23 protein-coding genes are annotated in these 23,607 nt (G+C 62.0%); 12 read left to right on the top strand and 11 right to left on the bottom strand.

The annotated features are described in order from the left end of the window. The first annotated feature begins 17 nt into the window (after positions 1 to 17). The 7 genes from ACM6JT_RS14550 (at position 18) to ACM6JT_RS14520 (ending at position 4,608) form a co-directional block, all read left to right on the top strand. Positions 18 to 185: a hypothetical protein gene (locus ACM6JT_RS14550; RefSeq protein ID WP_165948115.1), complete on the top strand. Its 168-nt coding sequence runs from the start codon at positions 18 to 20 to the stop codon at positions 183 to 185. Next, the gene (locus tag ACM6JT_RS14545) at positions 182 to 1,354 is read left to right on the top strand and encodes an NAD(P)/FAD-dependent oxidoreductase (protein WP_034181984.1); all 1,173 of its coding nucleotides are present in this window, start codon (positions 182 to 184) and stop codon (positions 1,352 to 1,354) included. Before ACM6JT_RS14550 ends, ACM6JT_RS14545 begins: the two co-directional genes overlap by 4 nt. A 460-nt stretch (positions 1,355 to 1,814) precedes the next feature. After that, entirely contained in the window at positions 1,815 to 2,660 is an 846-nt protein-coding gene (locus tag ACM6JT_RS14540; protein ID WP_414856747.1) for a GNAT family N-acetyltransferase, read from the top strand. A gap of 103 nt (positions 2,661 to 2,763) precedes the next feature. Further along, positions 2,764 to 3,144, top strand: a complete 381-nt coding sequence (locus tag ACM6JT_RS14535; RefSeq protein WP_105389774.1) for a VOC family protein — start codon at positions 2,764 to 2,766, stop codon at positions 3,142 to 3,144. Between the two features lie 126 nt (positions 3,145 to 3,270). Next, the gene (locus tag ACM6JT_RS14530) at positions 3,271 to 3,498 is read left to right on the top strand and encodes a hypothetical protein (RefSeq protein WP_105389773.1); all 228 of its coding nucleotides are present in this window, start codon (positions 3,271 to 3,273) and stop codon (positions 3,496 to 3,498) included. Between the two features lie 84 nt (positions 3,499 to 3,582). Then, positions 3,583 to 4,026 (top strand): hypothetical protein, encoded by a 444-nt coding sequence (locus tag ACM6JT_RS14525; protein ID WP_034181987.1) that lies wholly within the window; start codon positions 3,583 to 3,585, stop codon positions 4,024 to 4,026. 87 nt (positions 4,027 to 4,113) lie between these two features. After that, positions 4,114 to 4,608, top strand: a complete 495-nt coding sequence (locus tag ACM6JT_RS14520) for a GNAT family N-acetyltransferase (protein WP_414856717.1) — start codon at positions 4,114 to 4,116, stop codon at positions 4,606 to 4,608. Between the two features lie 178 nt (positions 4,609 to 4,786). Here the strand turns inward: ACM6JT_RS14520 and ACM6JT_RS14515 are convergent, their stop codons facing one another. Further along, positions 4,787 to 5,758 carry a LysR substrate-binding domain-containing protein gene (locus tag ACM6JT_RS14515; protein ID WP_034181989.1) on the bottom strand — a complete coding sequence of 324 codons (972 nt, stop codon included), beginning with the start codon at positions 5,756 to 5,758 and terminating at the stop codon, positions 4,787 to 4,789. A 136-nt stretch (positions 5,759 to 5,894) separates the two neighbouring features. On the opposite strand from ACM6JT_RS14515, the gene ACM6JT_RS14510 reads away from it, so the two are divergent. After that, positions 5,895 to 8,195 (top strand): NADP-dependent malic enzyme, encoded by a 2,301-nt coding sequence (locus ACM6JT_RS14510; RefSeq protein ID WP_034181990.1) that lies wholly within the window; start codon positions 5,895 to 5,897, stop codon positions 8,193 to 8,195. 182 nt (positions 8,196 to 8,377) lie between these two features. Here the strand turns inward: ACM6JT_RS14510 and ACM6JT_RS14505 are convergent, their stop codons facing one another. From ACM6JT_RS14505 to ACM6JT_RS14470, 8 genes are all read right to left on the bottom strand, one after another. After that, positions 8,378 to 8,692, bottom strand: coding sequence for a high-potential iron-sulfur protein (locus ACM6JT_RS14505; protein WP_105389802.1), 315 nt, complete (start codon positions 8,690 to 8,692; stop codon positions 8,378 to 8,380). A gap of 56 nt (positions 8,693 to 8,748) precedes the next feature. Beyond that, the gene (locus tag ACM6JT_RS14500) at positions 8,749 to 9,090 is read right to left on the bottom strand and encodes a cytochrome C oxidase subunit IV family protein (RefSeq protein WP_034181991.1); all 342 of its coding nucleotides are present in this window, start codon (positions 9,088 to 9,090) and stop codon (positions 8,749 to 8,751) included. A gap of 8 nt (positions 9,091 to 9,098) precedes the next feature. Further along, complete coding sequence (locus tag ACM6JT_RS14495) at positions 9,099 to 9,806, bottom strand: heme-copper oxidase subunit III family protein (RefSeq protein WP_034181992.1); 708 nt, start codon at positions 9,804 to 9,806, stop codon at positions 9,099 to 9,101. Continuing rightward, positions 9,803 to 10,414: a cytochrome c oxidase subunit 3 gene (locus tag ACM6JT_RS14490; protein WP_175746683.1), complete on the bottom strand. Its 612-nt coding sequence runs from the start codon at positions 10,412 to 10,414 to the stop codon at positions 9,803 to 9,805. The genes ACM6JT_RS14495 and ACM6JT_RS14490 overlap by 4 nt, the downstream gene beginning before the upstream one ends. Beyond that, on the bottom strand, positions 10,411 to 12,168 hold the full coding sequence (gene ctaD, locus ACM6JT_RS14485) for a cytochrome c oxidase subunit I (protein ID WP_131947810.1): 1,758 nt from the start codon (positions 12,166 to 12,168) through the stop codon (positions 10,411 to 10,413). The genes ACM6JT_RS14490 and ctaD overlap by 4 nt, the downstream gene beginning before the upstream one ends. A 22-nt stretch (positions 12,169 to 12,190) precedes the next feature. Then, positions 12,191 to 13,339 (bottom strand): c-type cytochrome, encoded by a 1,149-nt coding sequence (locus tag ACM6JT_RS14480; RefSeq protein WP_105389768.1) that lies wholly within the window; start codon positions 13,337 to 13,339, stop codon positions 12,191 to 12,193. A gap of 332 nt (positions 13,340 to 13,671) precedes the next feature. Then, positions 13,672 to 14,184 (bottom strand): hypothetical protein, encoded by a 513-nt coding sequence (locus ACM6JT_RS14475; RefSeq protein WP_034181996.1) that lies wholly within the window; start codon positions 14,182 to 14,184, stop codon positions 13,672 to 13,674. Between the two features lie 408 nt (positions 14,185 to 14,592). Continuing rightward, positions 14,593 to 15,102, bottom strand: coding sequence for a hypothetical protein (locus ACM6JT_RS14470; RefSeq protein WP_034181997.1), 510 nt, complete (start codon positions 15,100 to 15,102; stop codon positions 14,593 to 14,595). 375 nt (positions 15,103 to 15,477) lie between these two features. On the opposite strand from ACM6JT_RS14470, the gene ACM6JT_RS14465 reads away from it, so the two are divergent. After that, entirely contained in the window at positions 15,478 to 15,720 is a 243-nt protein-coding gene (locus ACM6JT_RS14465; RefSeq protein WP_414856716.1) for a hypothetical protein, read from the top strand. 300 nt (positions 15,721 to 16,020) lie between these two features. Beyond that, positions 16,021 to 16,968: a hypothetical protein gene (locus ACM6JT_RS14460; protein WP_414856746.1), complete on the top strand. Its 948-nt coding sequence runs from the start codon at positions 16,021 to 16,023 to the stop codon at positions 16,966 to 16,968. 35 nt (positions 16,969 to 17,003) lie between these two features. Here the strand turns inward: ACM6JT_RS14460 and ACM6JT_RS14455 are convergent, their stop codons facing one another. Next, the gene (locus ACM6JT_RS14455; RefSeq protein ID WP_131947807.1) at positions 17,004 to 18,698 is read right to left on the bottom strand and encodes a bacteriophage N4 adsorption protein A; all 1,695 of its coding nucleotides are present in this window, start codon (positions 18,696 to 18,698) and stop codon (positions 17,004 to 17,006) included. Next, positions 18,695 to 20,653, bottom strand: coding sequence for a glycosyl transferase family protein (locus tag ACM6JT_RS14450; protein WP_414856745.1), 1,959 nt, complete (start codon positions 20,651 to 20,653; stop codon positions 18,695 to 18,697). Before ACM6JT_RS14450 ends, ACM6JT_RS14455 begins: the two co-directional genes overlap by 4 nt. 953 nt (positions 20,654 to 21,606) lie before the next feature. On the opposite strand from ACM6JT_RS14450, the gene ACM6JT_RS14445 reads away from it, so the two are divergent. Beyond that, positions 21,607 to 21,912 (top strand): hypothetical protein, encoded by a 306-nt coding sequence (locus ACM6JT_RS14445; protein WP_235212513.1) that lies wholly within the window; start codon positions 21,607 to 21,609, stop codon positions 21,910 to 21,912. A gap of 12 nt (positions 21,913 to 21,924) precedes the next feature. Beyond that, on the top strand, positions 21,925 to 23,568 hold the full coding sequence (locus tag ACM6JT_RS14440; protein WP_034182002.1) for a DUF2334 domain-containing protein: 1,644 nt from the start codon (positions 21,925 to 21,927) through the stop codon (positions 23,566 to 23,568). Positions 23,569 to 23,607: the final 39 nt, after the last annotated feature.

Below are 23,607 nucleotides of genomic sequence, written 5' to 3'. Positions count from 1 at the left end.
CGCGGACTTTCGCGGCGATGCCGGACGTGCTGAAATACCGTGAGCGATCGGTTGCGATCGCGGCGCACGCCGGGGCGATCGCCCGGGAAGTCTGCGGACGCGACGCCGCGTGCGACGCGGCACGAACAACCAACGGGCGTGGCCGGCTGGCCGCGCTTTTTACGTGCAACTGGAGTCAGTCGTGAGTTCTCAAGTCGTTATCGTCGGCGGTGGTGTGATCGGCAGCTCGATCGCCTATTTCCTGCGCGCCACCGATCCGACGGTCGCCGTGACCGTCATCGAACGCGACCCCACCTATGCGCGATCGTCGTCGGCGCTGTCGGCCGCGTCGATTCGCCAGCAGTTCTCGACGCCGCTGTCGATCGAGATGTCGCTGTTCGGCATCGACTTCCTGCGCACGATCGGCGAACGGCTCGAAGTGGACGGCAACCGGCCGTCGATCGATTTGCACGAAGGTGGTTACCTGTTCCTCGCGACGGCGGCCGGCGATGCGACGCTGCGCGAGAACCATGCGCTGCAGATCAGCCTCGGCGCCGATATCCGGTTGATGGATTGCGATGCACTGCGCGCGAAGTTTCCGTGGCTGAACGTCGACGATCTCGTATCGGGCGCGTACGGCGTGAGCGGTGAAGGCTGGTTCGACGGCTACGGGCTCGTGCAGGCGCTGCGCAAGAAAGCGCAGGCGCTCGGGGCGCGTTATGTAGCCGCCGACGTGAAGTCGGTCGAGCGCGATGGACGGAAGATCACGCATGTCGTGACGGGCGACGGCGAGCGTTATGCGTGCGACACGCTGGTCAATGCGGCCGGTGCGTGGACGCGCACGCTGTCGTCGATGATGGGCATCGACATTCCCGTGTATGCGCGGCGCCGCAGCATCTTCAATGTGTCGTCGCCGGCGAAGCTCGCGGATTGCCCGCTGCTGATCGATCCGACGGGCGTGTATTTCCGGCCGGAAGGGCGCACGTATATCTGCGGCACGTCGCCGAGCCCGGATCGCGACCCGGACGATCTGCCGCTCGACGAGGTCGATCACGACCTGTTCGACGACGTGATCTGGCCGACGCTCGCGAATCGCGTGCCGGAGTTCGAGGCGCTGCGCGTGGAGAACTGCTGGTCCGGGTACTACGAGTACAACGTGTTCGATCACAACGCGATCATCGGGTATCACCCGGAACTCGACAACGTCGTGTTCGCGAACGGCTACAGCGGCCACGGGCTGCAGCAGGGGCCGGCGACGGGGCGCGGCGTCAGTGAACTCATTCTGGGCGGGCGTTACGAAACGCTCGACCTGTCGTCGCTCGGCTGGGCGCGAGTGCTGGAAAACCGGCCGATCGTCGAAAAGAACGTCGTGTAGCGCGGCGTGACCGCCCGGTGTGGGGTGGGCGATATTCTCCTTGTGTCTCAAACCTATTGGCCCGACTTTGTCGGGCTTTTTTTGTTTATCGCGGATTTCGGTGGAGGGGCGCTTGGCGACTCGTTGCTGCCGGTCGCCCGTTCGGACATTCGAGGACAGCTAACTGTCCGTCGGATCGGAACTAGCGTGATGGCTGCTCGCAGGCAGGTTTTGGACATCCACCGGGCGCTGCCTGATCATTCGCTTCGATCGATAACGGGGCCTCCAGCGGCGGAACGGAATGACCGCTTCACGCTGATGCCCGGCCTTGGGATTATGATGATTCGATTGGTGGCCCTGGCATGGGTCATGATTGCGCGGTCTGTTCTGTCGGTTGGCCGGCGCTCGCTTGCCGACACTTTCCCGATGCATTTTCCGTAGCACGAGGCGGCAATCCTTAGAGCCGCGAGTGAGGGGAACCATGGATCAAGGCGGTGACTTTATCGTGCGCACCATGTCGGCCGACGAGGTAGTCATGGCGGTCGAATGGGCGGCTGCGGAAGGGTGGAATCCCGGCTGGCATGACCCGCGCTGCTTCAGGGAAGCGGACCCGGCCGGGTTCTTCGTCGGCGTTTGGCGCGGCGAGCCGGTCGCGTGCCTTTCCGCCGTCGCCTATGACGAACACTTCGGCTTCATCGGTCTTTACATCGTGAAGCCCGGGTTTCGCGGCAAAGGCTTCGGTATGCGAATCTGGCAGCACGGCATGCGTTATCTTGGAGACCGCAACGTCGGCCTCGATGGTGTTGTCGCCCAGCAAGCGAACTACGGGAAGTCCGGGTTTCGGCTCGCGTACCGGAACATCCGCTATCAGGGCCGCGTGGACGGCATCGAGTGCGCGCATGTAGCGGCAGCGGCCGATGTGCCGTTCGAGCAGTTGCTTGCCTACGATCGCCAGTGTTTCCCCGCGGCGCGCGAGCGTTTCGTCTCCGCGTGGATCGCGCAGCCGGATGCCGTTGCGCTCGCAACGGTCGACGCCGGCCGTGTCGCCGGCTACGGTGTCGTGCGCCGCTGCAACGAGGGGTGCAAGATCGGCCCGCTCTTCGCCGATGATGCAGGCGTCGCTACCGGGCTGTTTCGCGCGCTGGCGGCGAGCATGCCCGGCGAGGTCATCGTGCTCGACGTGCCGGAAACGAATCCTGCGGCCGTCGCGCTGGCGGAGCGGCACGGGATGACGAGCGTGTTCGAAACCGTGCGGATGTACACGAAAGAAGCGCCCGCGATCGCGATCGATCGCGTGTTCGGGGTGACGTCGTTCGAGCTGGGGTGATGGGGCGGACGGGGCAGCCGTCGACGGCTGCATGTGGCAACATCGCGGTGATCCGTACATCACACCGGGGCGCGGGCGGGCCCAACTATCCGAGAGGGAACTCATGTTTGACCACGTCAAATTCGGAGTCAGTGATTTCGCAGCGAGCAAGGCGTTCTTCCTCAAGGCACTCGAGCCGCTTGGCGTAGTAGTCGCGGCGGAGGGGGAGCCTTCGTACGGCGTCGAGCTTTGTCCGCCGGGTCCGTGGCAGCCTTCGTTGTGCCTGTTCCAGACTTCGGAGAAGCCCGCGCATCTTCACATCGCATTCAAGGCCGAGAATCGGCGGCAAGTCGACGAGTTTTATCGTGCGGCGCTGGAGGCGGGCGGGAAAGATAATGGCGCGCCGGGGTTGAGGCCGCGTTATAGCGCGAATTACTACGCGGCGTTCGTCATCGGGCCGGATGGGCACAATATCGAGGTGGTTTGTCAGAAGGCGGAGGGGTGATTCTCAGGCGCGCGAGGCAGGCCGCGGGGTCGAGTCGCACGTCACGTGTCGAGGGGCGGCGGCCGACGGATGTCTTCGAAACCGTCAGTGGGCGTGTGCGCCACGCAAGCGACGGAGCGTTCCGGGATGAGTGACATCGCCATCGATATACCTTTTCCGGTCATCGTGATTCTGTTTGGCGCCATCTACTGGCCCGCGACGCTGTGTGTCGGTGTTGTCGGTTTGTATTTCGGTGCGACTCGTCTGCGCGGTATCTGGCGCGTTGTCTGCATCGTCATTGCACTTTTGTTCATCGTTGATGCCGGCGCGGGGATTTATGAGTCGCTCCGGCAGGGTTTAAGTACTCGACATTGATCTCGTCGCTGCGCGATACCTGCAAGCGGCGGGGAAGAGACAAACAAATTCCGGGGCGGGGGCCACTGGCTACCCGATAAGACGATGTTAATAAGCAAGTTGAAGGCTATGCCGGCGTTTCGCGCCGACGCACCTCCGCAGATCCGTCACGCCATCGCGCTCTTCACCGTTGTCTGGCTCATTGAGGTTGGTTATGCCGTCATGCTCCTGATTATCGGTTTCAGTCAGATTGACGAAGTACCCGCGGCGAAGTTGACCGACATGCGTCAAGGGCTCGTCGCGGTCGTGATGATTCAGGCTTTCTGGCTTTTCCTGAACGCCAGCCTGATCGTGGGCCTCTGCCAGCGACAAAAGCTGGCGCGAATGCTGGAATTGCTGCTCACGCTTGTCACGACAGTTGCCTTTCTCGCGATGGCATTGCCATTCAATGTGAACCTGTTCGAAGTGGCCTTTTTCGCCAATGCGATTGCAACCGTACTCATTTACTCGGGGCCGTGTTCGCGTTGGTTTCAGGGGACGGCTTCGTAAGATCGCCGCGCCGTTGCCATCGCGAATGCAGACGTGCGCGATAGCGGCGTTTGAGCACGAAATGAAGATTCAACGGAGAGACGAGCGATGACCTCAAAAGGCGTCCGCAGAGCGACGGCAGACGATGTGCCGGCTCTTACACAGATCCGGAACGACGCGTACGCGAAGAAGGTTGCGCACGGTGACTACGCGTGGGGCAAGGACGGTGACGGTTTTTCCGAGCGATGGGTGCGAAACAACGTCTCCGAAAAAGAAGTGTATGTCGTCGAACTGGATGGCACGCCGGCCGGAACGTTTTCGTTCGGTCTGGACGATGACAAACACTGGGGGCCTCAAGAGCCGATCGCCGGTTATGTGCATGGGCTGTGTGTGCGGCAAGGCTTTAACGGGCTCGGGCTCGGCAGCTTCATGCTTGATTGGTGCGCTCTCAAGGTGAGCGGTTTGAACCGACGCCTTGTTCGACTCGACTGCGCCACCGAAAACACGAAGCTATGTGCGTACTACGAGTCGCTCGGTTTTATCCGCGCAGGACTGAAATCAGACGGCTGTGTCTGGTCACTGTACGAGAAACCGGCTGACTAGCTTCGATCGGAACGCCGACAGGCGTTTCGTACATGCCTGGCCAGATTGCCGCACGTAGTTGGCCGCAACCATCCGTTCGACGGCGGCGGCCGCATCGTCGACAATCTGCGGAATTTAATGAATCAGGGAGGGAGAGGGCATGCGCTGGACCTGCAAGACGCTCGGCGTGATCTTGACCTCATCTCCGCGCTTCCCCATACGTCTCCTTACACACCTCCCGTAGCGCCTCGACGAGCAAATCCCGCGCCGGCGAGCGCGCGTCGGCGGAGCGGGTAAACAGCGCAATCGGCGGAAGCGTCCACACCAGCGAGTAAGGCACGATCGCCACGCCGGCAATCCGCACCAGTTCCTCCGCGATATCGGCCGGCACGATCGACACGGCCTCGTCGCTCGACGCGATCATCTCGCCGATCAGCTTGGACGAGTAGCTTTCGACGATCGGAACAGGCGGCGGGATGCCGGCCGACAGAAACAGGTCGGTCACCTGCTCCCGCATCGGCGTATGCGGCGCGCCGAGAATCCAGTCGAGCGCGTGCAGCTTGTTCCAGTCCAGCGTCGTGCGGGCCAGTTTCGCGGCAAGACGGCGGCTCGCGATCATGCGCGGCTGCTGCTGGTACAGCACCTCGAAGGAAACCCGGCCCAGATCGACCGCCGACGACGCCCGCCCGATCACGATGTCGACGCTGTGGTCCTTGAGCTGCAGCAGCAGCTGATCGCTGGTGCCTTCGTGGATCGTCACGGTCAGGCGCCGTTCCATGCGCGCTTGCAGCCGCTTCAGCGCCGCCGACAGCATCTGGCCGGAAATGAACGGAATCACGCCGATGTGCAGGTGGGCCGCATGCCCGGCGGCGACGGCCTCCATCTCGCGGGCGAGGTGGTCGAGATCCTTGATCATCGCCTTCGCCCGTTCGAGCACGACCGCGCCGAGCGCGGTCGGCCGCATGCCGCGCGACGAGCGCTCGAACAGCGGCGTGCCGAACATGCTCTCCAGCTCGGACAGAGCGTTCGTCACGGCGGGCTGGCTGCTGGCCATGTGCTCCGCGACGCGCGTCAGCGACCCGTGCTGCTGGATCTGCAACAACAGCACCAGATGCCGAATCTTCAGACGAGCGCCCAGCCGCCTGACCACGTCGTTTGCGTCAAAAGTCATTGACTGGTCATGCATTCATCATGAAAAAGTGATGGACCGATATTAAAACAGAATCATCTCCTTATGGCTGATCCCTAGAATCACCTCCATGGATCGCGCCGGGACTGGCCTGGCGCCCGTGCCCGGACCGAAAAACATGAAACAGACAGAGACACAGCAGCAGGCAGCGTTCGACTATCACGAGTTTCCGACCCCGGGGAAGATCTCGGTCGTCGCCAGCAAGCCGCTCGTGACCCAGCGCGATCTCGCGCTGGCCTATACGCCGGGCGTGGCAGGCGTGTGCGAGTCGATCGCGGCCGATCCGCTGCAGGCGCACCGCTTCACGAGCCGCGGCAACCTGGTGGGCGTGATCACCAACGGCACCGCAGTGCTCGGTCTGGGCAACATCGGCCCGCTCGCATCGAAGCCGGTCATGGAAGGCAAGGCCGTCCTGTTCAAGAAGTTCGCCGGGATCGACGTCTTCGACATCGAGATCAACGAGACCGATCCGGACAAGCTGGTCGACATCATCGCCGGCCTCGAACCCACGTTCGGCGGCATCAATCTCGAGGACATCAAGGCGCCGGAGTGCTTCACGGTCGAGCAGAAACTGCGCGAACGCATGAAGATTCCCGTCTTCCACGACGATCAGCACGGCACCGCCATCACCGTATCGGCCGCGTTCATCAACGGGCTGAAGGTCGTCGGGAAGTCGATTTCGGAGGTGAAGGTCGTGACGTCGGGGGCCGGTGCGGCCGCGCTGGCCTGCCTGGACCTGCTGGTCGACCTCGGGTTGCCGGTCGAAAACATCTGGGTGACCGACATCGAAGGCGTCGTCTATCGCGGCCGTACCACGCTGATGGACCCGGCAAAGTCGCGCTTCGCGCAGGAAACCGATGCGCGCAAGCTGTCCGAAGTCATCGGCGGCGCAGACGTGTTCCTCGGCCTGTCGGTCGGCGGCATTCTGAGCGCGGAGATGCTGAAGCAGATGGCGGCGCGTCCGCTGATTCTCGCGCTGGCCAACCCGACGCCGGAGATCTTCCCGGAACTGGCGCATGCGACGCGCGACGATGTCGTCATCGCGACGGGCCGCTCGGACTACCCGAACCAGGTCAACAACGTCCTCTGTTTCCCGTACATTTTCCGCGGCGCACTGGACGTGGGCGCGACGACGATCACCCGCGAAATGGAAATCGCCGCCGTTCACGCGATTGCGGGGCTCGCCGAGGAAGAGCAGAACGAAGTCGTGGCGGCGGCCTATGGTGCGTACGACGTGGCCTTCGGCCCGCAATACCTGATTCCGAAGCCGTTCGATCCGCGCCTGATCGTGCGTATCGCGCCGGCCGTGGCCAGGGCGGCGATGGAAGGCGGCGTGGCGACGCGCCCGCTGACGGATCTCGACGCGTATGTCGAGCAACTGCAGCAATTCGTCTACCACTCCGGCGCGTTCATGAAGCCGCTGTTCGCGACGGCGCGTCAGCTTGTGCGTGACGGCGGCAAGGCACGGATCGTCTTCACCGAAGGCGAAGACGAGCGCGTGCTTCGCGCCGTGCAGGTGATCGTCGACGAGAAGCTGGCGCGTCCGATCCTGGTGGGGCGTCCGGAGGTGCTGCTGGCTCGGATCGAGCGGTTTGGCCTGCGTATTCGGCTCGGTCAGGATGTCGAGGTGACCAATCCGGAATATGACGAGCGGTTCCCGCAATACTGGACGACGTATTGGGAACTGCGCTGCCGGGACGGTATTTCGAAGGAGATGGCGCGCGTCGAAATGCGGCGTCGCCTGACCCTGATCGGCGCGATGATGGTGCGGCTCGGCGATGCGGACGGGATGATCTGCGGGACGGTTGGCGAGTATCACAATCACCTGCGGTTCGTCGACGAAGTGATCGGCAAGAAGCCCGGTGCGTCCACCTATGCGGCGATGAACATTCTGTTGCTCGACCAGCGGACGGTGGCGCTGGTGGATACGCACGTGAACGATAACCCCGATGCCGAGCAGATCGCGGAATTCACGATTGCCGCGGCCCGGCAGATGGAGTGGCTGAACCTGACGCCGAAGGCCGCGTTGCTGTCGCGCTCGAACTTCGGGTCAGGCAGCGCGGCTTCGGGTGTGAAGATGCGCCGGGCGCTGGAGATCGTCCGGGAGCAGGCGCCTGATATCGAGGCGGATGGCGAGATGCACGGCGACTGTGCGCTCGATGAAGGGCTGCGGTCGCGGCTGCTGCCGATGTCGCCGCTCAAGGGCGCGGCCAATCTGCTCGTTTGTCCGAACGTCGATGCGGGGAACATTGCGTACAACCTGCTCAAGACCGAGGCGGGCAGCAATGTGGCGGTGGGGCCGTTCCTGCTCGGAGTCAACGCGCCGGTGAACATCCTCACTTCGAGCTCGACGGTGCGGCGGATCGTGAATATGGCGGCGTTGACGGTGATCGAGGCCAATCGGAGTGCTTCTGCCTGATCGATCGGCGCTCGTGGGGGCGGGCTGCGGCCATCCCCCACGTTTGTCGGTACCCGGCCGGTTGCTGCCGCTCGAGACGCATCGGCGAGCGGCCGCTCCAACGCGCACCTGAGACGCAATTCCACTTTGGCACGCCGATGCCGTTTCAGGCCGCCGGCAGCACGGCCGCCACGCCGCCGCTGCTACGCCTTTTTCGCATAGGCGCTGCACCAGCCTTTGGCATTGACCTGCTTGCCGCTGAAAATGGTGCACGGCGCCATCGCGGCACCGGTCTTGCCCTGGAAGAACTGGCAGCTCGCACAAGCCTGGCCCGCCTGGAATTGAGGGAACTTCGCGTGGTCGACCCGGCTTGCATCGGTCTTGTAACCGAGAGCCTGGGCATTTGCATCGGATTCCTGAACGGCACCGGCATCTGCCGCCGCCGCGCGGCGTCCAAATGTCAGCGCGGATGCCAGAACGGTGGTGGTTGCAATAAAACGTCGGCGTGAAAATTTCATGGCGTCCTCCTTCATGTGCGAAGCGCTCGTCGCGTGACGAACGGGCGGCGAAGGGATCAGTGGAAGAAGAGCTCCCGCATGCCGAACGTGTGATGCGCTTCGGCCGCCATCAGCACCATCAGCACCAGCAGGCACAGGGGCGGTATCAGGATGGCGTACACCAGCGCCAGCCGCTCCCACATCATGTGCATGAAAATCGATACGATCAGCCCGGCCTTGGCGATCATGAGCACGACGATCAGCACCCAGCGCAGCAGGCCCTGCACGTGGAAGTAATCCACCATGTACGACAACGTGCTCAGCACGAACAGCAGGCCCCAGATCTTCAGGTAAAGGCCGATCGGATGCTGCTGGCCGTGCGCGGCGTCGGGTCGATCGGCGGGATCGGTGTGGTCCATGGCGTGCCTCACCACAAATAGAACAGCGCGAAGATGAACACCCACACCAGGTCGACGAAGTGCCAGTACAAGCCGGCAATCTCGACGATCTGGAAGTTGCCGTGCTCGGTAAACCCCGGCTGCAGGATCTTGCGCGCGATCAGCAGCAGGTAGATCACGCCGCAGGTCACGTGAAAGCCGTGGAACCCGGTGATCATGAAGAAGCACGCGCCAAACTGCGCCGCGCCCAGCGGGTTGCCCCACGGGCGGATCCCTTCATGGACGATCAGCTTGGTCCATTCGAAGGCCTGCATCGACACGAAGGTCGCGCCCAGCAGCGCGGTGGCCAGCAACAGGGCGGCGGCGCGCCTGGCGTTGCGCCGGTAGCCGAAGTTGACGGCCATCGCCATGGTGCCGCTGCTGGTGATCAGCGTGAACGTCATGATGGCGATCAGCAGCAACGGCACGTCCACGCCGCCCACCGTGAGCCCGAACACCTTGGAGGGATCGGGCCACGGCACCGTGGTCGACATGCGCACCGACATGTAGCCGATCAGGAAGCTGCTGAAGACGAAGGTGTCCGACAGCAGGAAGATCCACATCATCGCCTTGCCCCACGGCACCTTGAAGGCTTCGCGGTCGGCCGACCAGTCGGTGACGATGCCGCGCCAGCCGTCGGGCCCGGCGTCGGTGGGCGGGGTGTCGGCGGATTCGGTGGGAAGCGTGGGTGCGGTCATGGCGCGGCTCCATACAGCGGCCCGCAGATGGCCGCGACGAACGCAGGGGTGAGCCACCACATCGCCGCCAGCAGCACGAGCCAGACAGCCAGCAGGAAATGCCAGTAGATCGCGCACAGCGCGATGGCGCGCTGGGCCCGGAACGGGTCCGCGTGCCGGAGACGCGCGATCGTCACGGCCCAGGCCGCCAGCCCGCCCAGCACATGCAATCCGTGCAGGCCGGTGAGCAGGTAGAGGAAGCTGTTGGAAGGATTGACGGTGACGGTCTGCCCGGCTTCCGACAGCATGCGCCAGGCGATCAGTTGCCCGATCACGAACACGGCCGCCAGCACGCCGCCGGACGCGAGCCACGCGACGCGGTGCAAGGTCAGCTGCCGGGCACGCTGCATGGCGACGCTTGCCAGCACCAGCGCACCGGTGTTCCACCACAGCAGCGCCGGATGCGGGATCGGCTGCCAGTCGGGCTCGCGCATGCGCATGCCATAAGCGAGCAGCAGCAGCGAAAACAAGGTCGTCGCCACCGCCATGAAGACCATCAGGCCGATGCGGCTCGCATTCGGCAGGACCGGTGGCGCGTCGGGAACGTAAGGGCGGGGCAGTGTGGTCATTCGCGTGCCTCTCCGGGTTGAAGCGTCGGATGGGCCGCCGGCTCGGGCGCCGTCGCAGGCGGCTGGTTTTGCGGGACGAAGTCTTCCTTGTGCCCCGGCGGGCTGTATTCGTAAGCCCAGCGGTAGACGACGGGCAGCGCGGCGCCCCAGTTGCCGTGCACGGGCGGCGTTTGCGGCGTCTGCCATTCGAGCGTGGTGGCCCGCCACGGGTTGCCGTCGGCGCGCTTGCCGCGCACGAGGCTCCATGCCAGGTTGTACAGGAACAGCAGCTGCGCCGCCGCAACGATCAGCGCAACGACGGTGATGAACGTGTTGAGCGTCTGCGCCGAATGGGGAATGAAGCTGTAGCCCTCGTACGCGTAATACCGCCGCGGCATGCCCAGGACGCCGAGATAGTGCATCGGGAAGTAGATCGCATAGGTGCCGACGAAGGTGATCCAGAAGTGCGCGCGCCCGAGCGTATCGTTCAGCATGCGGCCCGTCACCTTCGGATACCAGTGGTAGATGCCGCCGAACACCACCAGGATCGGCGACACGGCCATCACCATATGGAAGTGCGCCACCACGAAATACGTGTTCGACAGCGGAATGTCCACGCTCACGTTGCCGAGATAGAGCCCGGTCAGCCCACCCAGCACGAAGGTGCTGATGAAGCCGATGGCGAACAGCATCGGCACGGTCAGGTGGATATCGCCGCGCCACAGCGTCAGCACCCAGTTGTAGACCTTGAGCGCGGTCGGGATGGCGATGATGAGCGTGGTCGTGGCAAAGAAGAAGCCGAAGTACGGATTCATGCCGGCGACGAACATGTGGTGCGCCCAGACCACGAAGCTCAGCGCGCCGATGACGACGATGGCCCACACCATCATCCGGTAGCCGAAGATGCTCTTGCGCGCGTGCGTGCTGATGAGGTCCGACGCGATGCCGAAGGCCGGCAGCGCGACGATGTAGACCTCCGGATGCCCGAAGAACCAGAACAGGTGCTGGAACAGCAGCGGGCTGCCGCCGGCATGCTTGAGCGTCTGCCCCATCGACACCACGGCCGGTATGAAGAAGCTGGTGCCGAGTATCCTGTCGAGCAGCATCATCACCGCCGACACGAACAGCGCCGGAAACGCCAGCAGCGCCATGATGGTCGCGATGAAGATGCCCCACACCGTGAGCGGCATGCGCATGAGCGTCATGCCGCGGGTGCGCGCCTGCAGCGTGGTGGTGACGTAATTCAGGCCGCCCATCGTTGCCGCGACGATGAAGATCGCCAGCGACACGAGCATCAGCACGATGCCCCATTCCACGCCCGGCGTGCCCGGCAGGATGGCCTGCGGCGGATACAGCGTCCAGCCCGCGCCGGTCGGCCCGCCCGGCACGAAGAAGCTCGCCGTCAGCACCAGCACGGCCAGCAGGTAGACCCAGTAGCTCAGCATGTTGAGAAACGGGAACACCATGTCGCGCGCGCCCAGCATCAACGGGATCAGGTAGTTGCCGAAGCCGCCCAGAAACAGCGCCGTCAGCAGGTAGATCACCATGATCATCCCGTGCATGGTGACGAACTGGTAGTAATGGTTGGCGTCGATGAAGCTGAACTTGCCGGGAAAGCCGAGCTGCAGCCGCATCAGGTCCGACAACACCATGCCGACCAGGCCGATGGCGATGGCCGTCAGCGCATACTGCACGGCGATGACCTTGTGGTCCTGGCTCCAGACATAGCGGGTCCAGAAGCTTTGCGGGACGTGGTCGGTGTGCGCGTAGGGCATTGCGTGCTCCGCTGGGGATTCGCTAGGGATTCGTTGCGCTGCTGGCGGCCGGACCGCCCAGCGACTTGATGTAGGTCACCAGCGCGGTCAGTTCCTGCTCGCTCAGGTCGAAGGTCGGCATGACGGGCGAGAAGCCCTTCACGACGCGGGCCTTCGGGTCGCGGATGAAGGCGCGCAGATAGGCTTCGTCCACCTTCGCGGTGCTGCCGTCGGCCATCGTTTCGGTCTTGCCGTACAGGCCTTTCCAGGTGGGGCCCACGCGCGGACTGCCGTCCACGGTATGGCAGGCGACGCAGCCCTTGGCCGCCGCGAGCGTCTTGCCCTGGTCGGCAAGCGCCTGGGCGCTGCCGCCGGTAGCGGCTGCTGCTGCCTGCACCCTGGCCTGCTGCCGCTGCGCGAACGTGGTCTGCTGCGCGAGCCAGCGCGAGAACGATGCTTCGTCTTCCACCACCACCACACCGCGCATGCCGGAGTGCCCGATACCGCAAAGCTGTGCGCACAGGATGTCGTAACGCCCCGCCTTGGTCGGCGTGAACCAGAAGGTGGTCACCATGCCGGGCACCATGTTCATGCGCGCACGGAACGGCGGGACGTAGAAGTCGTGCAGCACGTCGCGCGACCGTGCCAGGACCTGGATCGGCCGGTTGAGCGGCAGGTGTACCTCGGGCGCCTCGATCAGGTAGTTGTCACGGCCGTTGGGGTCGCCGGGGTTCAGGCCGAAGGGGTTGTCGTTGCCGATGTAGCGCACGTCCGTCGTGCCCAGCTTGCCGCCGGGGCCGGCGAAGCGGAAGCGCCATTGCCATTGCTGGCCGAGCACCTCCATCTGCAGCACGTTGCGCGGCGGCCGGATGTAGTCCGCGTAGACGAAGAGCCCCGGTGCCAGCAACGCCGCCACGCCGACAGCGGTCAGGCCGATCAGCCACCATTCCAGCCGCCTGTTGTGCGGCTCGTAGGCCGCGCGATGCCCGCTGCGGTGGCGGTAGCGCACCAGTGCGATCACGATGAACAGGTTGATCGCGATGAAGAACGCGCCGGTAATGACGAGCGTGATCGTCAGCATGTCGTCCATGCGCACCCAGTTCGACGCGATCGGCGTGATCCACCAGGGACTGGCAAAGTGAAACCCCACCGCCAATACGATGATCAGGATCAGGGCAATCGCAAGGGCCATGGGCCGCCTCGCTGCGTGTCACTCGCCGGAGCCGCCGACAAGCGCTCCTGGCGTCGTTGTGCCGCCTTGCCGTACTTCGTATTGTTGTTTTCGCGGGCAGTCTGCCAGGTCCGATTCGCCAAGCGTTGCAAGCGGCGCTAAAGAAAAGGTAGTCCTCTCCTTTGCATCGTGCAAGGCAGCGCAACGGGGCGGCGCGCGCCATACGCACATCGCGCGAATGGAGGAGCCGCTCGCTGCGATGCAATGCAAAACGGCCGCCTTCCGCATCGGTTGTCGAGGCGGCCGTCCCGCGAGGGCGCCGGATCTTTAAGCACGGCAGAAAAAGCGGCGTGTCAGTGCATCGCGTCCTGCTTGCGCCGTTCGAGCATGCCGTAGACGACGGCGGTGACCACACCGAACAACAGGTTTGCCAACAAGGGTCCGGAGCCCCGCTCCGAGATGAACCATGGGAACACGGCTGTCATCACATAGAAGTTCCACACATACGCGACGATCCCGAAAGCCAGCCCGATGACGGCCTCCATGCCCACGCTCGAATCGAAGCGGAACGGCGCAATGATCGCGGCGAGCATCATCCCCATGATGGCGCCGAGCACGTAGTGCAGTAACAGCGCCGTCCCCACGATGCCGAAGCTGAAGACCGACATCTGTTCGAGCGCACTGCGGCCCATCACCATTGCCGCGATCTTGTGGGTCGGTTGCCACGGGCTTTCGTCGAGCACCATGGTCGACCAGAAGAATTCGAGCACGATCACCAGGGCGCCGCCCGCAAGACCGGCCACGGCAGCAGCGAGCCAGTCGGGCCTGCGCCGTTGCCAATGGTGTGATTGAATGTTCAGTTCCATACGACCTCCTTGCCGACGGTTCAGCTTCAGCACTCAGGTTCAGAAGGCGCCACTCGCGTCAAAAGTACGTCCTTTATTCGATTCAGAATGGCAGATATGGGTGCCAACGCAAGGTACAAAAACCCTGCGCGATGGGTGGCACGACGGCGTTCCGCTCGGAGTTCGGCATCGGGTGTGTCGGGAAAGGGAACGGAGAGTGTGGCGCCGCGCGATTGCGGGCGTCTGATTTGATGCAACGCAAATAGGCACGGGATGTCACGGAACAGCCCCTTGTACCGGCGTGCCGGGGGCAGCGGGAGCACCCCGAAAATTCTCCCGCTTGGACGTATGCCGATTTCACACCGGCGTGACGCCAGCACGCTCGATGTGGAGACAGCCTCGAGTGTTGCGTATGCCGGTTTTCGAGTTTCAGGGGAAGATCGGTGTCGTAGGCTCGCCGCCCTCCAGATCCGCCTTCGGAAAATGCTGGGCGACCATCTCCTCGATTTCCTGCTCTCGTAATCCCGGCACGTCGGCCATGATCAGGATCTGGCCTTCCCGGATAGCTTCACGAAATCGCTGGAGTCGCGCGTTCGGCTCGGCGATGCCGATCATCGCGGCCGACCACGCCCCGAAGCCCGCTCCCGCCAACGTCAATGCGACGACGGCGCCGCCCGCAATCACGAGCTCTGCAGGGGGGAACACAAGCGCGACGAGACCGATAAGCGCGCCCGTCGCGCCGCCGAGTGCGACGCCGCGCTCGAGCGCGTGCACGACGTCGCTGCTTTGCAGCAAGGATGCTTCGGGTAACTGATCGAGCGTGACACTGTGATTGGCGAGGACGTGGATATGGCGCCAGATGATGCGCGCGCGCAGCAAGTCGTCGACGATCGCCTTCGCCATCTGCGTATCGGGTACGAGGAAATAAAGGCGTCTCATGTTGGCACTCCTTTTTTTTGCCATCAGCTCATCTTCAACAGAGCATTTTCCATTTTATGTCAGCATCGGCCGCGCAGTACGTGCGAGCGTATGCGCCGCATACCCCAACTCATTATCTGCCGCAGCGAGTGCGTTGCACGGCCAGGCGACCCTGGGTCGCTCCTGCGGTGATCGTTGCTTCCATGCGCGCGATGAATCGCGGGTAGCCGGTCTCCACGTCATCGGAAGAATCACCCCCGTTCTCGGGCCTATGCGAGCGCGGCTTCGGCGGTCGATGTGTGCCGACCTTGCCAAAGACGAGCGCTGTCTTCGAGGCCCGGCTCGGGAACGGCTCGCGCACGGCAAAGGTCGACTGCGGGTTGTCCCGGGCTTCGCATGAACGCGCACGGATTCGTCTACGCAGTCATCGGCAAGAAGCTTGGTGTTTCCACCTACCAGGCAACGAACATTCTGTTGCTCGATCGGCGGGCGGTGGCGGTGGCGGTGGCGGTGGCGGTGGCGGATACGCATATCAACGATGATCCGAACGTGGAACGGACTGAGGCGTTCGCCGGTACGGCGGATGGGGACTATGGCGGCGTTGACGGTGATAGAAGCCCGCCGCATACGTTTGCGTGATCGAGCGTCGGAAGCAGGGCGGCGACGGGTTCGCGAGGCATCCATAGCCGAATCCCGCTGGTGACGGGTTTCACTATTCGGCCGCCTTGTGAACCAATGTTGTTGGGTATTCGTTTAGGGATGCTGGACATTTCTTCCGGAGGCATCGCGTCGCAACTTCTCCTGCGTGATGCATAGCCCCACGATGTTCCGGAGCCATTTCTGTCGATATCGTCCGATAATTGGCTTTTATTTTCGTCTAAAATCGCGCTTCTTCTTACTTTAGGACGGAAGGACGTTTTGAAAAGACTGACGAAAAACATCTCGCGCACGGCCGTTGCCGCGTGCATTGCTTATGCTGGGCTCTTGCCTTTATCCCAGTCCGCCCACGCTCAGGTCGAACCCCTGAAGAATCCGGTCTACGGCGTGACGCTCGATGATCTGACGAAACTCGATGCGATCATCGCGTCGCTGCAGAACCTGCCGTACCGGCCGACGGTGCGCGTCGTGTTCGATCCGGATACGCCGGCCTCGGACTACTACGCACCGCTGCTGCGCCTCCACTCGGTCGCGTATGTGATGGGCGAGATCTACGATTCTTACTATTTCCCGACGACGCTTTCCACGTATCAAGCGAGAACGCAGGAATTGGTGTCGCAACTGAAGAACACCGTCGACGTGTGGGAGATCGCCAACGAAATCAACGGCGAATGGCTGCGCAACAACCCGAGCGGTACGAACTCGGTGGTCAATTCGCAAGAACAGCAGATCGGCCAGATGGTCGCCGCGGCCAACACGATCGTGAAATCGAACGGCGGCAAGACTGCGATCACGCTGTACTACAACGACGACAGCAAGGGTACCAACTGCTGGGAGAAACCCCAGGATTACTGGAAGACCTGGCCGATGAACTTCCTGTCGTCGACGGTTCGCCAGCAGGCCGACTACGCGTTGTTCAGCTACTACCCGTACCAGGATTGCCCGGGGCTGAGCCCGTCGTGGAAGAACGATTTCGCGGCGCTGGAAAGCATTTTCCCGAACGCGAAGGTCGGCTTCGGCGAAATCGGTACGTCGGATACCGCCGCGCCGGCGTCGGTGCAGCAGAACCTGATCAAAACCTATTACCCGATGGTCAACACCATGAACGACCCGCGTTTCATCGGCGGTTTCTTCTGGTGGAACTACGTCGAACAAATGCTCCCGTACTCGACGAGTTCGTATTTCCAGCTGCTGCGTCAAACGATCATCACGCTTAAGTCACCCAGCTAATTGCGCCATCCGCGCGTAAGCGTCAGCGTCGCAGGTTAAAACCACAAAGTTGCGCGTACCACGAGACCACGTGCGCGTACCGCTGACGTCAACGCAAACCTGTATTGCACCGTGACATCCAGATAGCTTGCCGGCGCGCTATACCTGCCTTCGCGAAACCAGTACCGGAACTGGATGCCGGGCCCCACACCGATCGCCGTCTTGTCCGGCTGGCGGTTGTCGTGATCGCCGGCCACCGCGGCATGCGGATAGACGGTCAGCCGATCGCTGAGCGCCGTCAAACGCCAGGTGTGCCCGTAACGCAACTCCGAATAGATGATGTATCGGCCTGCCTTGATGAAGTACGCACCTTCGACATAGGCCTGCCAGCTACGCCAGCTCGGTTCGGTGACCCGCAGGTCGGTCCCCGCTTCCGACGAATAGCCCAGGCGCATCAGCCAGTCCGTCATCGACAGGCTGCCGACGTGGAACAGCCGCTCGGCGGTCATCACTACGTTCTGGTCGGGTATCGGCTTGTAGCGCACCCCCACCGAACCCTGCACGGTCGGCATGCCGGTCACGTTGCCGCTTCCGTCGTATGCCGTGCCGTATCCGCGCACGAAGAACTGGAGAATGCGTCCGTTCTGGTAGCCGATCTTCGGTGGCTGCCAGTACGCTTCGATACCCGGCTGCAACACGCTGATGGTGCCTTGCGGGCCGAACGCGGCCGACTGGTAGGGCGCGCTCAGCACGAAGCCCCAGGTGCGCTGAAGTTGCTCGACTTCTCGCCGATAGCCGAACTTGTGCTGCGCATCGAACTTGTGTTCGTTTTCATCGGCGTCGAGACTGTGCTCGAACAGCTCGACGGACTGCTCGTTCAAGCCGATACGCTTGGCGGCATAACCTGCGTCCGCGTAGTTCATCGCGTTGCCGGCTCCGCCGTCGAAACCCTCCTGGAACGCGTCGAGCGCCTCGCGATCCTTGTGTTCCCGCAGCAGGTCATAGGCCTGCTGCAACTTCTGTGTCGCGGTATCGTCCACCGGTATTTGCGGCGCCTGCTCGGGTTGCTGGGCCTGCGTCACGATCGACGCGGCCATCTTCCGCTCGGCGTCCGTCGTCGCGTCGCGGGCGGCAAGATCCGCCACGCGGATCGCGCTTTCGCGATCGCCCGACATCAAGCTCAACTGCGCGATACGCAACTGAACCGCGGCCGATTTTTCATCTGCCAGCGGCGCCAGTGCAATGCCGGCGTCATGCGGGCGATGCGCCGCGAGCGCACTGTCCGACCATGCGAGACGCAGGTTGCGCTGTTGCTCCTTGCTCCATTTTCCCGTCGCGACGGCGGCCGAGAAATCGCTGCACGCCACGTCGTAGCGCTGTTGCCGCTGCGCCAGGTAGCCATGCTCGGCCCGTACCGCGGCGCTTCTCGGAAAACGAACGCTTAGCGATTCCACCATGGCGTCCGCTTCGTCGATTTTTCCTTCACGCTTGAATACATCGAGGAGCAGCAACCCGAGCTGTTCGCTTCCGGGCTGAATCTTGATGGCGCGCTGTGCATACTCTTCCGCGCGGGGCAGGTCGCCGGCACTGATTGCCTTGTATGCGCCATCGGCGAGCCGATAAGCCTTGGGAGCGAGCGGCTGCGTGGCGTATGCGGGGGCCTGCCAGGCCAACGATACGGCGATCGCCAATGCGCTCAATCGCGCGCAGCGCGCGAGGCCGACCGCGATCGGGAGTCTGGAGCGTTTCATGCCTGTTCTCCCGACGGCTTTTGCAATGGAGAAACCTGCGACGTTGCATCGTCGCCGTCGCGTGCTCGCGCGAGTTCGACGAAGCGCGAGTGTCGGGCGAGTTCGGCCGCAATCTCCGTATCGCAGGCAATGAAATACGCAACGTTCGTCCTGGCGCCGCGCCGCACGACATCCTGTTCGTCTTGCGTGAGCGGCCGCCCGACCGCCACATTCAACGTTCCGTCGTCCGCGGTCGAAAACGGTACGGCCCGATACGTGTACTGCAGTTCGAATGCCAGCGAATCCGCGAAATGGCCGACCGCCACATTGCCGAGGCTTACCCGCGGGAGTTCCGCCTGTTCCGCGATCGCATCAGCCAGCGATTCGGTGGAGATCGCACTGCCTTCGATCAACAGTTCGCCGAGCCGCTTGCCGCATGTCAGCTGTCTCTCCAGGCTTGCCTGCAATTGCTCCAGTGAGACCACGCCCCAACCGACCAGGATCTCGCCAATCTTGCGGCGTACTTTTCCGAGCTGTTCGTTCGACAGGTAGGTATGGCTGGTCTTGTCCCAGGCGATCGGCTTGCCGCTTGCGAGGTGGCCGAGATAGATGCGCCACGCCCGGCAAACCGCGTAGAAATTGATCAGGTTGTTGACGAACATCCGCGGAATCGAGAGCAGCCCCTGGACGGGGCCGTTCAGCTTGCTGACAAAGTAGTAGCGCTGCCCGGCGCGGGCAAACAGCATGACGGTGTTCACCCAGAGCAGCGGGGCTATCCATTCGCTCGCCGTGACGAGCGGGGCGCTGACGGGGATGGCATGACCGAATTTCTGAAGGGCGGCTATCGCCAGGAAATTGATCAGTACACCGTAAGCAATCACTGAAAAAAGTGAGGTGACGATACCCTTGCGGTCATGGAAGAACATGTAGCGGGTGAGGAAATCGCCCTTCCAGCCGAGTTGCTCCCAGCCCTGAAAGGCGATGCCGAGGATCCATCGCGCACGCTGTCGATATGCGGTGCGAAATGTCTTTGGAAAATACTCGCGGGTGGCCAGCAGGTTTCGATTGGCGGCACTGCCTTTTGCGCGCTTGACCCCTGCATCCTGCGGGATATCCGAAAGAGGGAAGCGGGCAAAGGTTTCCTTCATGCCCAGGTCTCTCAACCGAAAGCTGAAGTCGTAGTCCTCGGTCAGCGAACTGGTGTTGAACGGACAGCCGCCGCTCTCCTTCATCGCCGCTTCGATGGCGCGCCTGCTGTAGCAGGACGCAACACCCGCGCCGGGGACGACGCCGGTCAGACGGGCTCGCGCCGGTACGTCCTTCTGGTGCGTTTCGCTGAAGTCGTCCATATAGCATCCGGCCACGAACTCGTTCCATTTCCGCGGCAATGACAGAACGGGGAGCTGGACCAGGTCGCTATCCGCAACTGCATGGCTGAGGTACTTGAGTTCGATCGGATGGATGACATCTTCGCAGTCGTGCATGACGACGCCCGCGAACTGAATATGATGCGTTTCTTCGTAGCGCAGGATCGCTTCGATGATCCAGTTCAGGCAGTCCGCCTTGCAGGTCGGCCCATCGTTCATGACCGTTGCGCGCGTCACCCTGCCCGGATAACGGCGGACCATGCGCTCGACCTCCGCCGTGGTTTCGGCGTCGTTGTGATAGGTTCCGACGAAGATCACATACCGCTCGTATTCCATGGTCGCCAATGTGTTTTCAATCATTTTGGCAATCACGTCATACTCTTTCCACGCCGGCACCATGAGTGCCAGATAGCGCTCTTCCTCGGCGCGCAGCATGCCGATATCGATAGTCTGCGTTTTTTCGTGACGCAGAAACCGCCCGATTTCGAATGACCAATAGCAGGCGTCGAGCGTAAGGTCATCCAGTGTACTTACCAGGATGACGATCGCGGTAAAAATGGTGATAATGTTAAGTGCATATAAATATGCAATCCATATTGTGTTATCCATCATCTCCCCGCGATTTTGTCTTGTATGTGATTCTTCTCCCTTACACCAACGCAAGACGAATATCTCTTCGCCCTCGTCGACCCCGTCACTCCCACTTCTCGGCTTGCGCCGCAAAAAATCCTGTCACTCGAAAAAGACTCAGTCAGCCTGGAGCTTTCTCGATGCAATCACGTCATATCGTTAAAGATGAAACGTGTTCAGTGGGTGACTTTTGAAAGTTGGTATTTGCCTTGCATACTTCCGTCTCCCGCCGGGATGGATCCTGCACCATTAATGCTTGCATCCACTCTCGATCCAGCTCCCTGCAGCGCTCCCTGCGCACCGTCGTTTCAGTCGTTTCAATACGCAGTTCATAAAGCAAGTCGCGCGCCATTGCCGCGCCGCCCTTGACCGTCCGGGCCTCTGCGGGGCGTCGTACAAGATCGACCCACCGAATCCGAGCCAAACGTTTCAATGCTGAAACACAAGGTCAATTGATCTGATGAAACGTAATCTGCAGACCTGCTGCCGCTCCCCGGCTGCCTCCGCCGGGAAATCGTCACGCGATTCCGGCGATCACCGGCCTCTCCGGTCGCCATGACATGTTCGAGTCATGCGAGTCGATTGCCGCGTCACCATGCGCGAAGCGTTGAGGGAACTGGTTTTCCCTGAATCGTCCGAACAGGCTTCACTTGTTTGTCAGATGACAGCCTCGAAAGCGGATACGTTGCACGCCTGAAACGTTTTTTCTAAACAATTTCGGATTGCCATGGCGCGCCGATTTGGGTGCCTAGATCCCGTGCCCATTTGCGACCGATGGTACGTTTCTAGCTTGAAAGGAAAACAATCCCGTCCTGTATTTTTGTCTGGCATCAAGTGCGCATGAAAAAATAACGACATAACGCCCTGATTATTAAATGGCACCAGCCGTGCTCGTTTCGTTAACGAGATGAATTTATTTTGCATATCAAAGGATGAAAATCATGATTTCTCATCGCAATCGATATTTTCAGAACGGACTGAGCACCGTTGGATCACTCGTCACATTAATCTCTGCGCTCGCCTTCGCCGTCGCTGTTCAGGATGCGAATGCGCAGGAGCAGGGCAATTCGTCTGCCGTAAAGATCAAGCCGCCTCCGTTACCCAACGGGTCCGCGCAGGTCCAGGTGAAGCCGGGTATGTCCGACGAGGAATGGGAGAAGGCATACAAGGAGACGGGGCGCCCCAAGTTCGACTTGAAGTCCGTCAAGAAAGCCGGTGGCAACGTGCAACGCGACTAGGGAGAAACGGCCATGAAAAAGATCTTGCTTGTCATAGCCCTGCTTGCCGGACTCGCGCAAATGACGTTGCCGAGCACGGCGCACGCGCAGGTCACCACGGCACGTACGCTCGTGCTATACGATAACCCGGCCAACGACCCGTATTCGAAGCTTGGCCTGATGTACAGCATCATGTTGAGGAACCTGCTTGGCCATTTCAACGCGACGGTCGATCTGGTGCCGATACAGAACTACACGTCCGGAATGGTCACGAATCACGACGTCACGTTCTACATCGGCGATTACTACAACAACCCGATTCCGACGGCGTTCATGAGCGACGTGATGACCACCACGAAGACCGTGGTCTGGTTCAAATACAACTTGTGGCAGCTTGCATGGAACACGGCCTACACCTTCAACCAGACCTTCGGGTTCAGCTTTCTCGGCATTGCCGGGTTGAATGCGCCGCCTTCGTCGAGCAATCCGAACCCCGGCTTCTACGACACGGTCACGTACAAGAACCTGCCGATGGTCAAGTACTACGCGTATAACGCGTCGACCGGCGCGATCAGTGCGGACCCGGAGGTCGGGCTGACCCAGATCGTCGATGCCACCAAGGCGCAGGCACTCGTCACCATCAAGAACAGCAAGAGCGGGGCGACCACGCCATACGTCGTGCGCTCGGGCAAGTTCTGGTATTTCGCGGATATGCCGTTTTCCTATATCGGCCCGACGGATCGGTACCTGGTGATATGCGACATCCTGCACGACATCCTGCAGACCAATGCACCGGTAAATCACCGTGCTCTCGTACGTCTGGAGGACCTTGACGCGTATACAACGACGAGTTCGATGAGAAAGCTCTCGGACTTCCTGTACTTGAAGAGGATTCCGTTCACGATGGCCACCATTCCCGTGTATACGGATCCGAACGGCTATTACACCGGCGGCGTCCCGCAGACGATCCATCTTGCGCAGGCAACGGGTCTCAAGAGTTCGCTGAACTACGCGGTCGCGCGCGGCGGTTCGATCGTGGTGCACGGCCTTACGCACCAGTACGATTCGACGCCGAATCTTCTGACTGCGGTCAGCGGCAGCGACTACGAGTTCTGGTATGCGGTGCAGAACCGCCCCGTCGATGAGGACTCCGTTCAATGGGCGGCAGGCAGAATGGCCGAGGGCATCCTCGAGTTCACGACCAACGGCTACAAGGTCGTCGGCTGGGCCGCGCCGCAGTACCAGATGTCGCCGATGGCAGCGGCGGCCACGGCCCTCACGTTCCCGACGACGTTCCAGCGGGCCGTCTACTACACCGCGACCAAGCCGCAACTCGGAACGGGGGCGCCCAACCAGGACTTTTCAGCCGGGCAGTTCTTCCCGTACATCATCAACGCCGATTACTACGGGCAGCGGATCATCCCGGAGAACCTGGGCAGCATGCAGTACAACATCTGCAATATCGACCCATTCTCGTGTATCTCATACACATGGCAGCAGCTCGTTACCAATGCTCAATACGGTTTGGTGGTGCGGGACGGTTTCGCGTCCTTCTTCTTCCACCCGTACTGGCTTGAACCCGATCTCGGGTTACCGGCCTACCAGGACTTCCAGAGTCTGGTCAACAGCATTACGAATCTCGGCTACAAGTGGGTAGACGGCACGACTGCCAAGTGAGGCAAGTGTGGTGGTAACCTCGTGCGATCCGCATCGGAA

It is taken from the genome of Burkholderia sp. IT-111MI5 (assembly GCF_949752865.1).
Lineage (GTDB): Bacteria > Pseudomonadota > Gammaproteobacteria > Burkholderiales > Burkholderiaceae > Burkholderia > Burkholderia pyrrocinia_C.
Note: the sequence above shows the minus strand (reverse complement) of the source record. Positions and strands in the feature narration are given on the sequence as shown.

Excerpts from the sequence above, each read along its gene's own strand:
- ACM6JT_RS14475 (WP_034181996.1), bottom strand. The coding sequence starts at position 14,184 with ATGGAACTGAACATTCAATCACACCATTGGCAACGGCGCAGGCCCGAC.
- ACM6JT_RS14525 (WP_034181987.1), top strand. The coding sequence starts at position 3,583 with ATGTTAATAAGCAAGTTGAAGGCTATGCCGGCGTTTCGCGCCGACGCA.
- ACM6JT_RS14490 (WP_175746683.1), bottom strand. The coding sequence starts at position 10,414 with ATGACCACACTGCCCCGCCCTTACGTTCCCGACGCGCCACCGGTCCTG.
- ACM6JT_RS14495 (WP_034181992.1), bottom strand. The coding sequence starts at position 9,806 with ATGACCGCACCCACGCTTCCCACCGAATCCGCCGACACCCCGCCCACC.
- ACM6JT_RS14445 (WP_235212513.1), top strand. The coding sequence starts at position 21,607 with ATGAAAATCATGATTTCTCATCGCAATCGATATTTTCAGAACGGACTG.
- ctaD (WP_131947810.1), bottom strand. The coding sequence starts at position 12,168 with ATGCCCTACGCGCACACCGACCACGTCCCGCAAAGCTTCTGGACCCGC.
- ACM6JT_RS14440 (WP_034182002.1), top strand. The coding sequence starts at position 21,925 with ATGAAAAAGATCTTGCTTGTCATAGCCCTGCTTGCCGGACTCGCGCAA.
- ACM6JT_RS14515 (WP_034181989.1), bottom strand. The coding sequence starts at position 5,758 with ATGACTTTTGACGCAAACGACGTGGTCAGGCGGCTGGGCGCTCGTCTG.
- ACM6JT_RS14540 (WP_414856747.1), top strand. The coding sequence starts at position 1,815 with ATGGATCAAGGCGGTGACTTTATCGTGCGCACCATGTCGGCCGACGAG.
- ACM6JT_RS14455 (WP_131947807.1), bottom strand. The coding sequence starts at position 18,698 with ATGAAACGCTCCAGACTCCCGATCGCGGTCGGCCTCGCGCGCTGCGCG.
- ACM6JT_RS14550 (WP_165948115.1), top strand. The coding sequence starts at position 18 with ATGCCGGACGTGCTGAAATACCGTGAGCGATCGGTTGCGATCGCGGCG.
- ACM6JT_RS14530 (WP_105389773.1), top strand. The coding sequence starts at position 3,271 with ATGAGTGACATCGCCATCGATATACCTTTTCCGGTCATCGTGATTCTG.
- ACM6JT_RS14500 (WP_034181991.1), bottom strand. The coding sequence starts at position 9,090 with ATGGACCACACCGATCCCGCCGATCGACCCGACGCCGCGCACGGCCAG.
- ACM6JT_RS14535 (WP_105389774.1), top strand. The coding sequence starts at position 2,764 with ATGTTTGACCACGTCAAATTCGGAGTCAGTGATTTCGCAGCGAGCAAG.
- ACM6JT_RS14470 (WP_034181997.1), bottom strand. The coding sequence starts at position 15,102 with ATGAGACGCCTTTATTTCCTCGTACCCGATACGCAGATGGCGAAGGCG.
- ACM6JT_RS14450 (WP_414856745.1), bottom strand. The coding sequence starts at position 20,653 with ATGGATAACACAATATGGATTGCATATTTATATGCACTTAACATTATC.
- ACM6JT_RS14510 (WP_034181990.1), top strand. The coding sequence starts at position 5,895 with ATGAAACAGACAGAGACACAGCAGCAGGCAGCGTTCGACTATCACGAG.
- ACM6JT_RS14480 (WP_105389768.1), bottom strand. The coding sequence starts at position 13,339 with ATGGCCCTTGCGATTGCCCTGATCCTGATCATCGTATTGGCGGTGGGG.
- ACM6JT_RS14505 (WP_105389802.1), bottom strand. The coding sequence starts at position 8,692 with ATGAAATTTTCACGCCGACGTTTTATTGCAACCACCACCGTTCTGGCA.
- ACM6JT_RS14520 (WP_414856717.1), top strand. The coding sequence starts at position 4,114 with ATGACCTCAAAAGGCGTCCGCAGAGCGACGGCAGACGATGTGCCGGCT.
- ACM6JT_RS14465 (WP_414856716.1), top strand. The coding sequence starts at position 15,478 with ATGAACGCGCACGGATTCGTCTACGCAGTCATCGGCAAGAAGCTTGGT.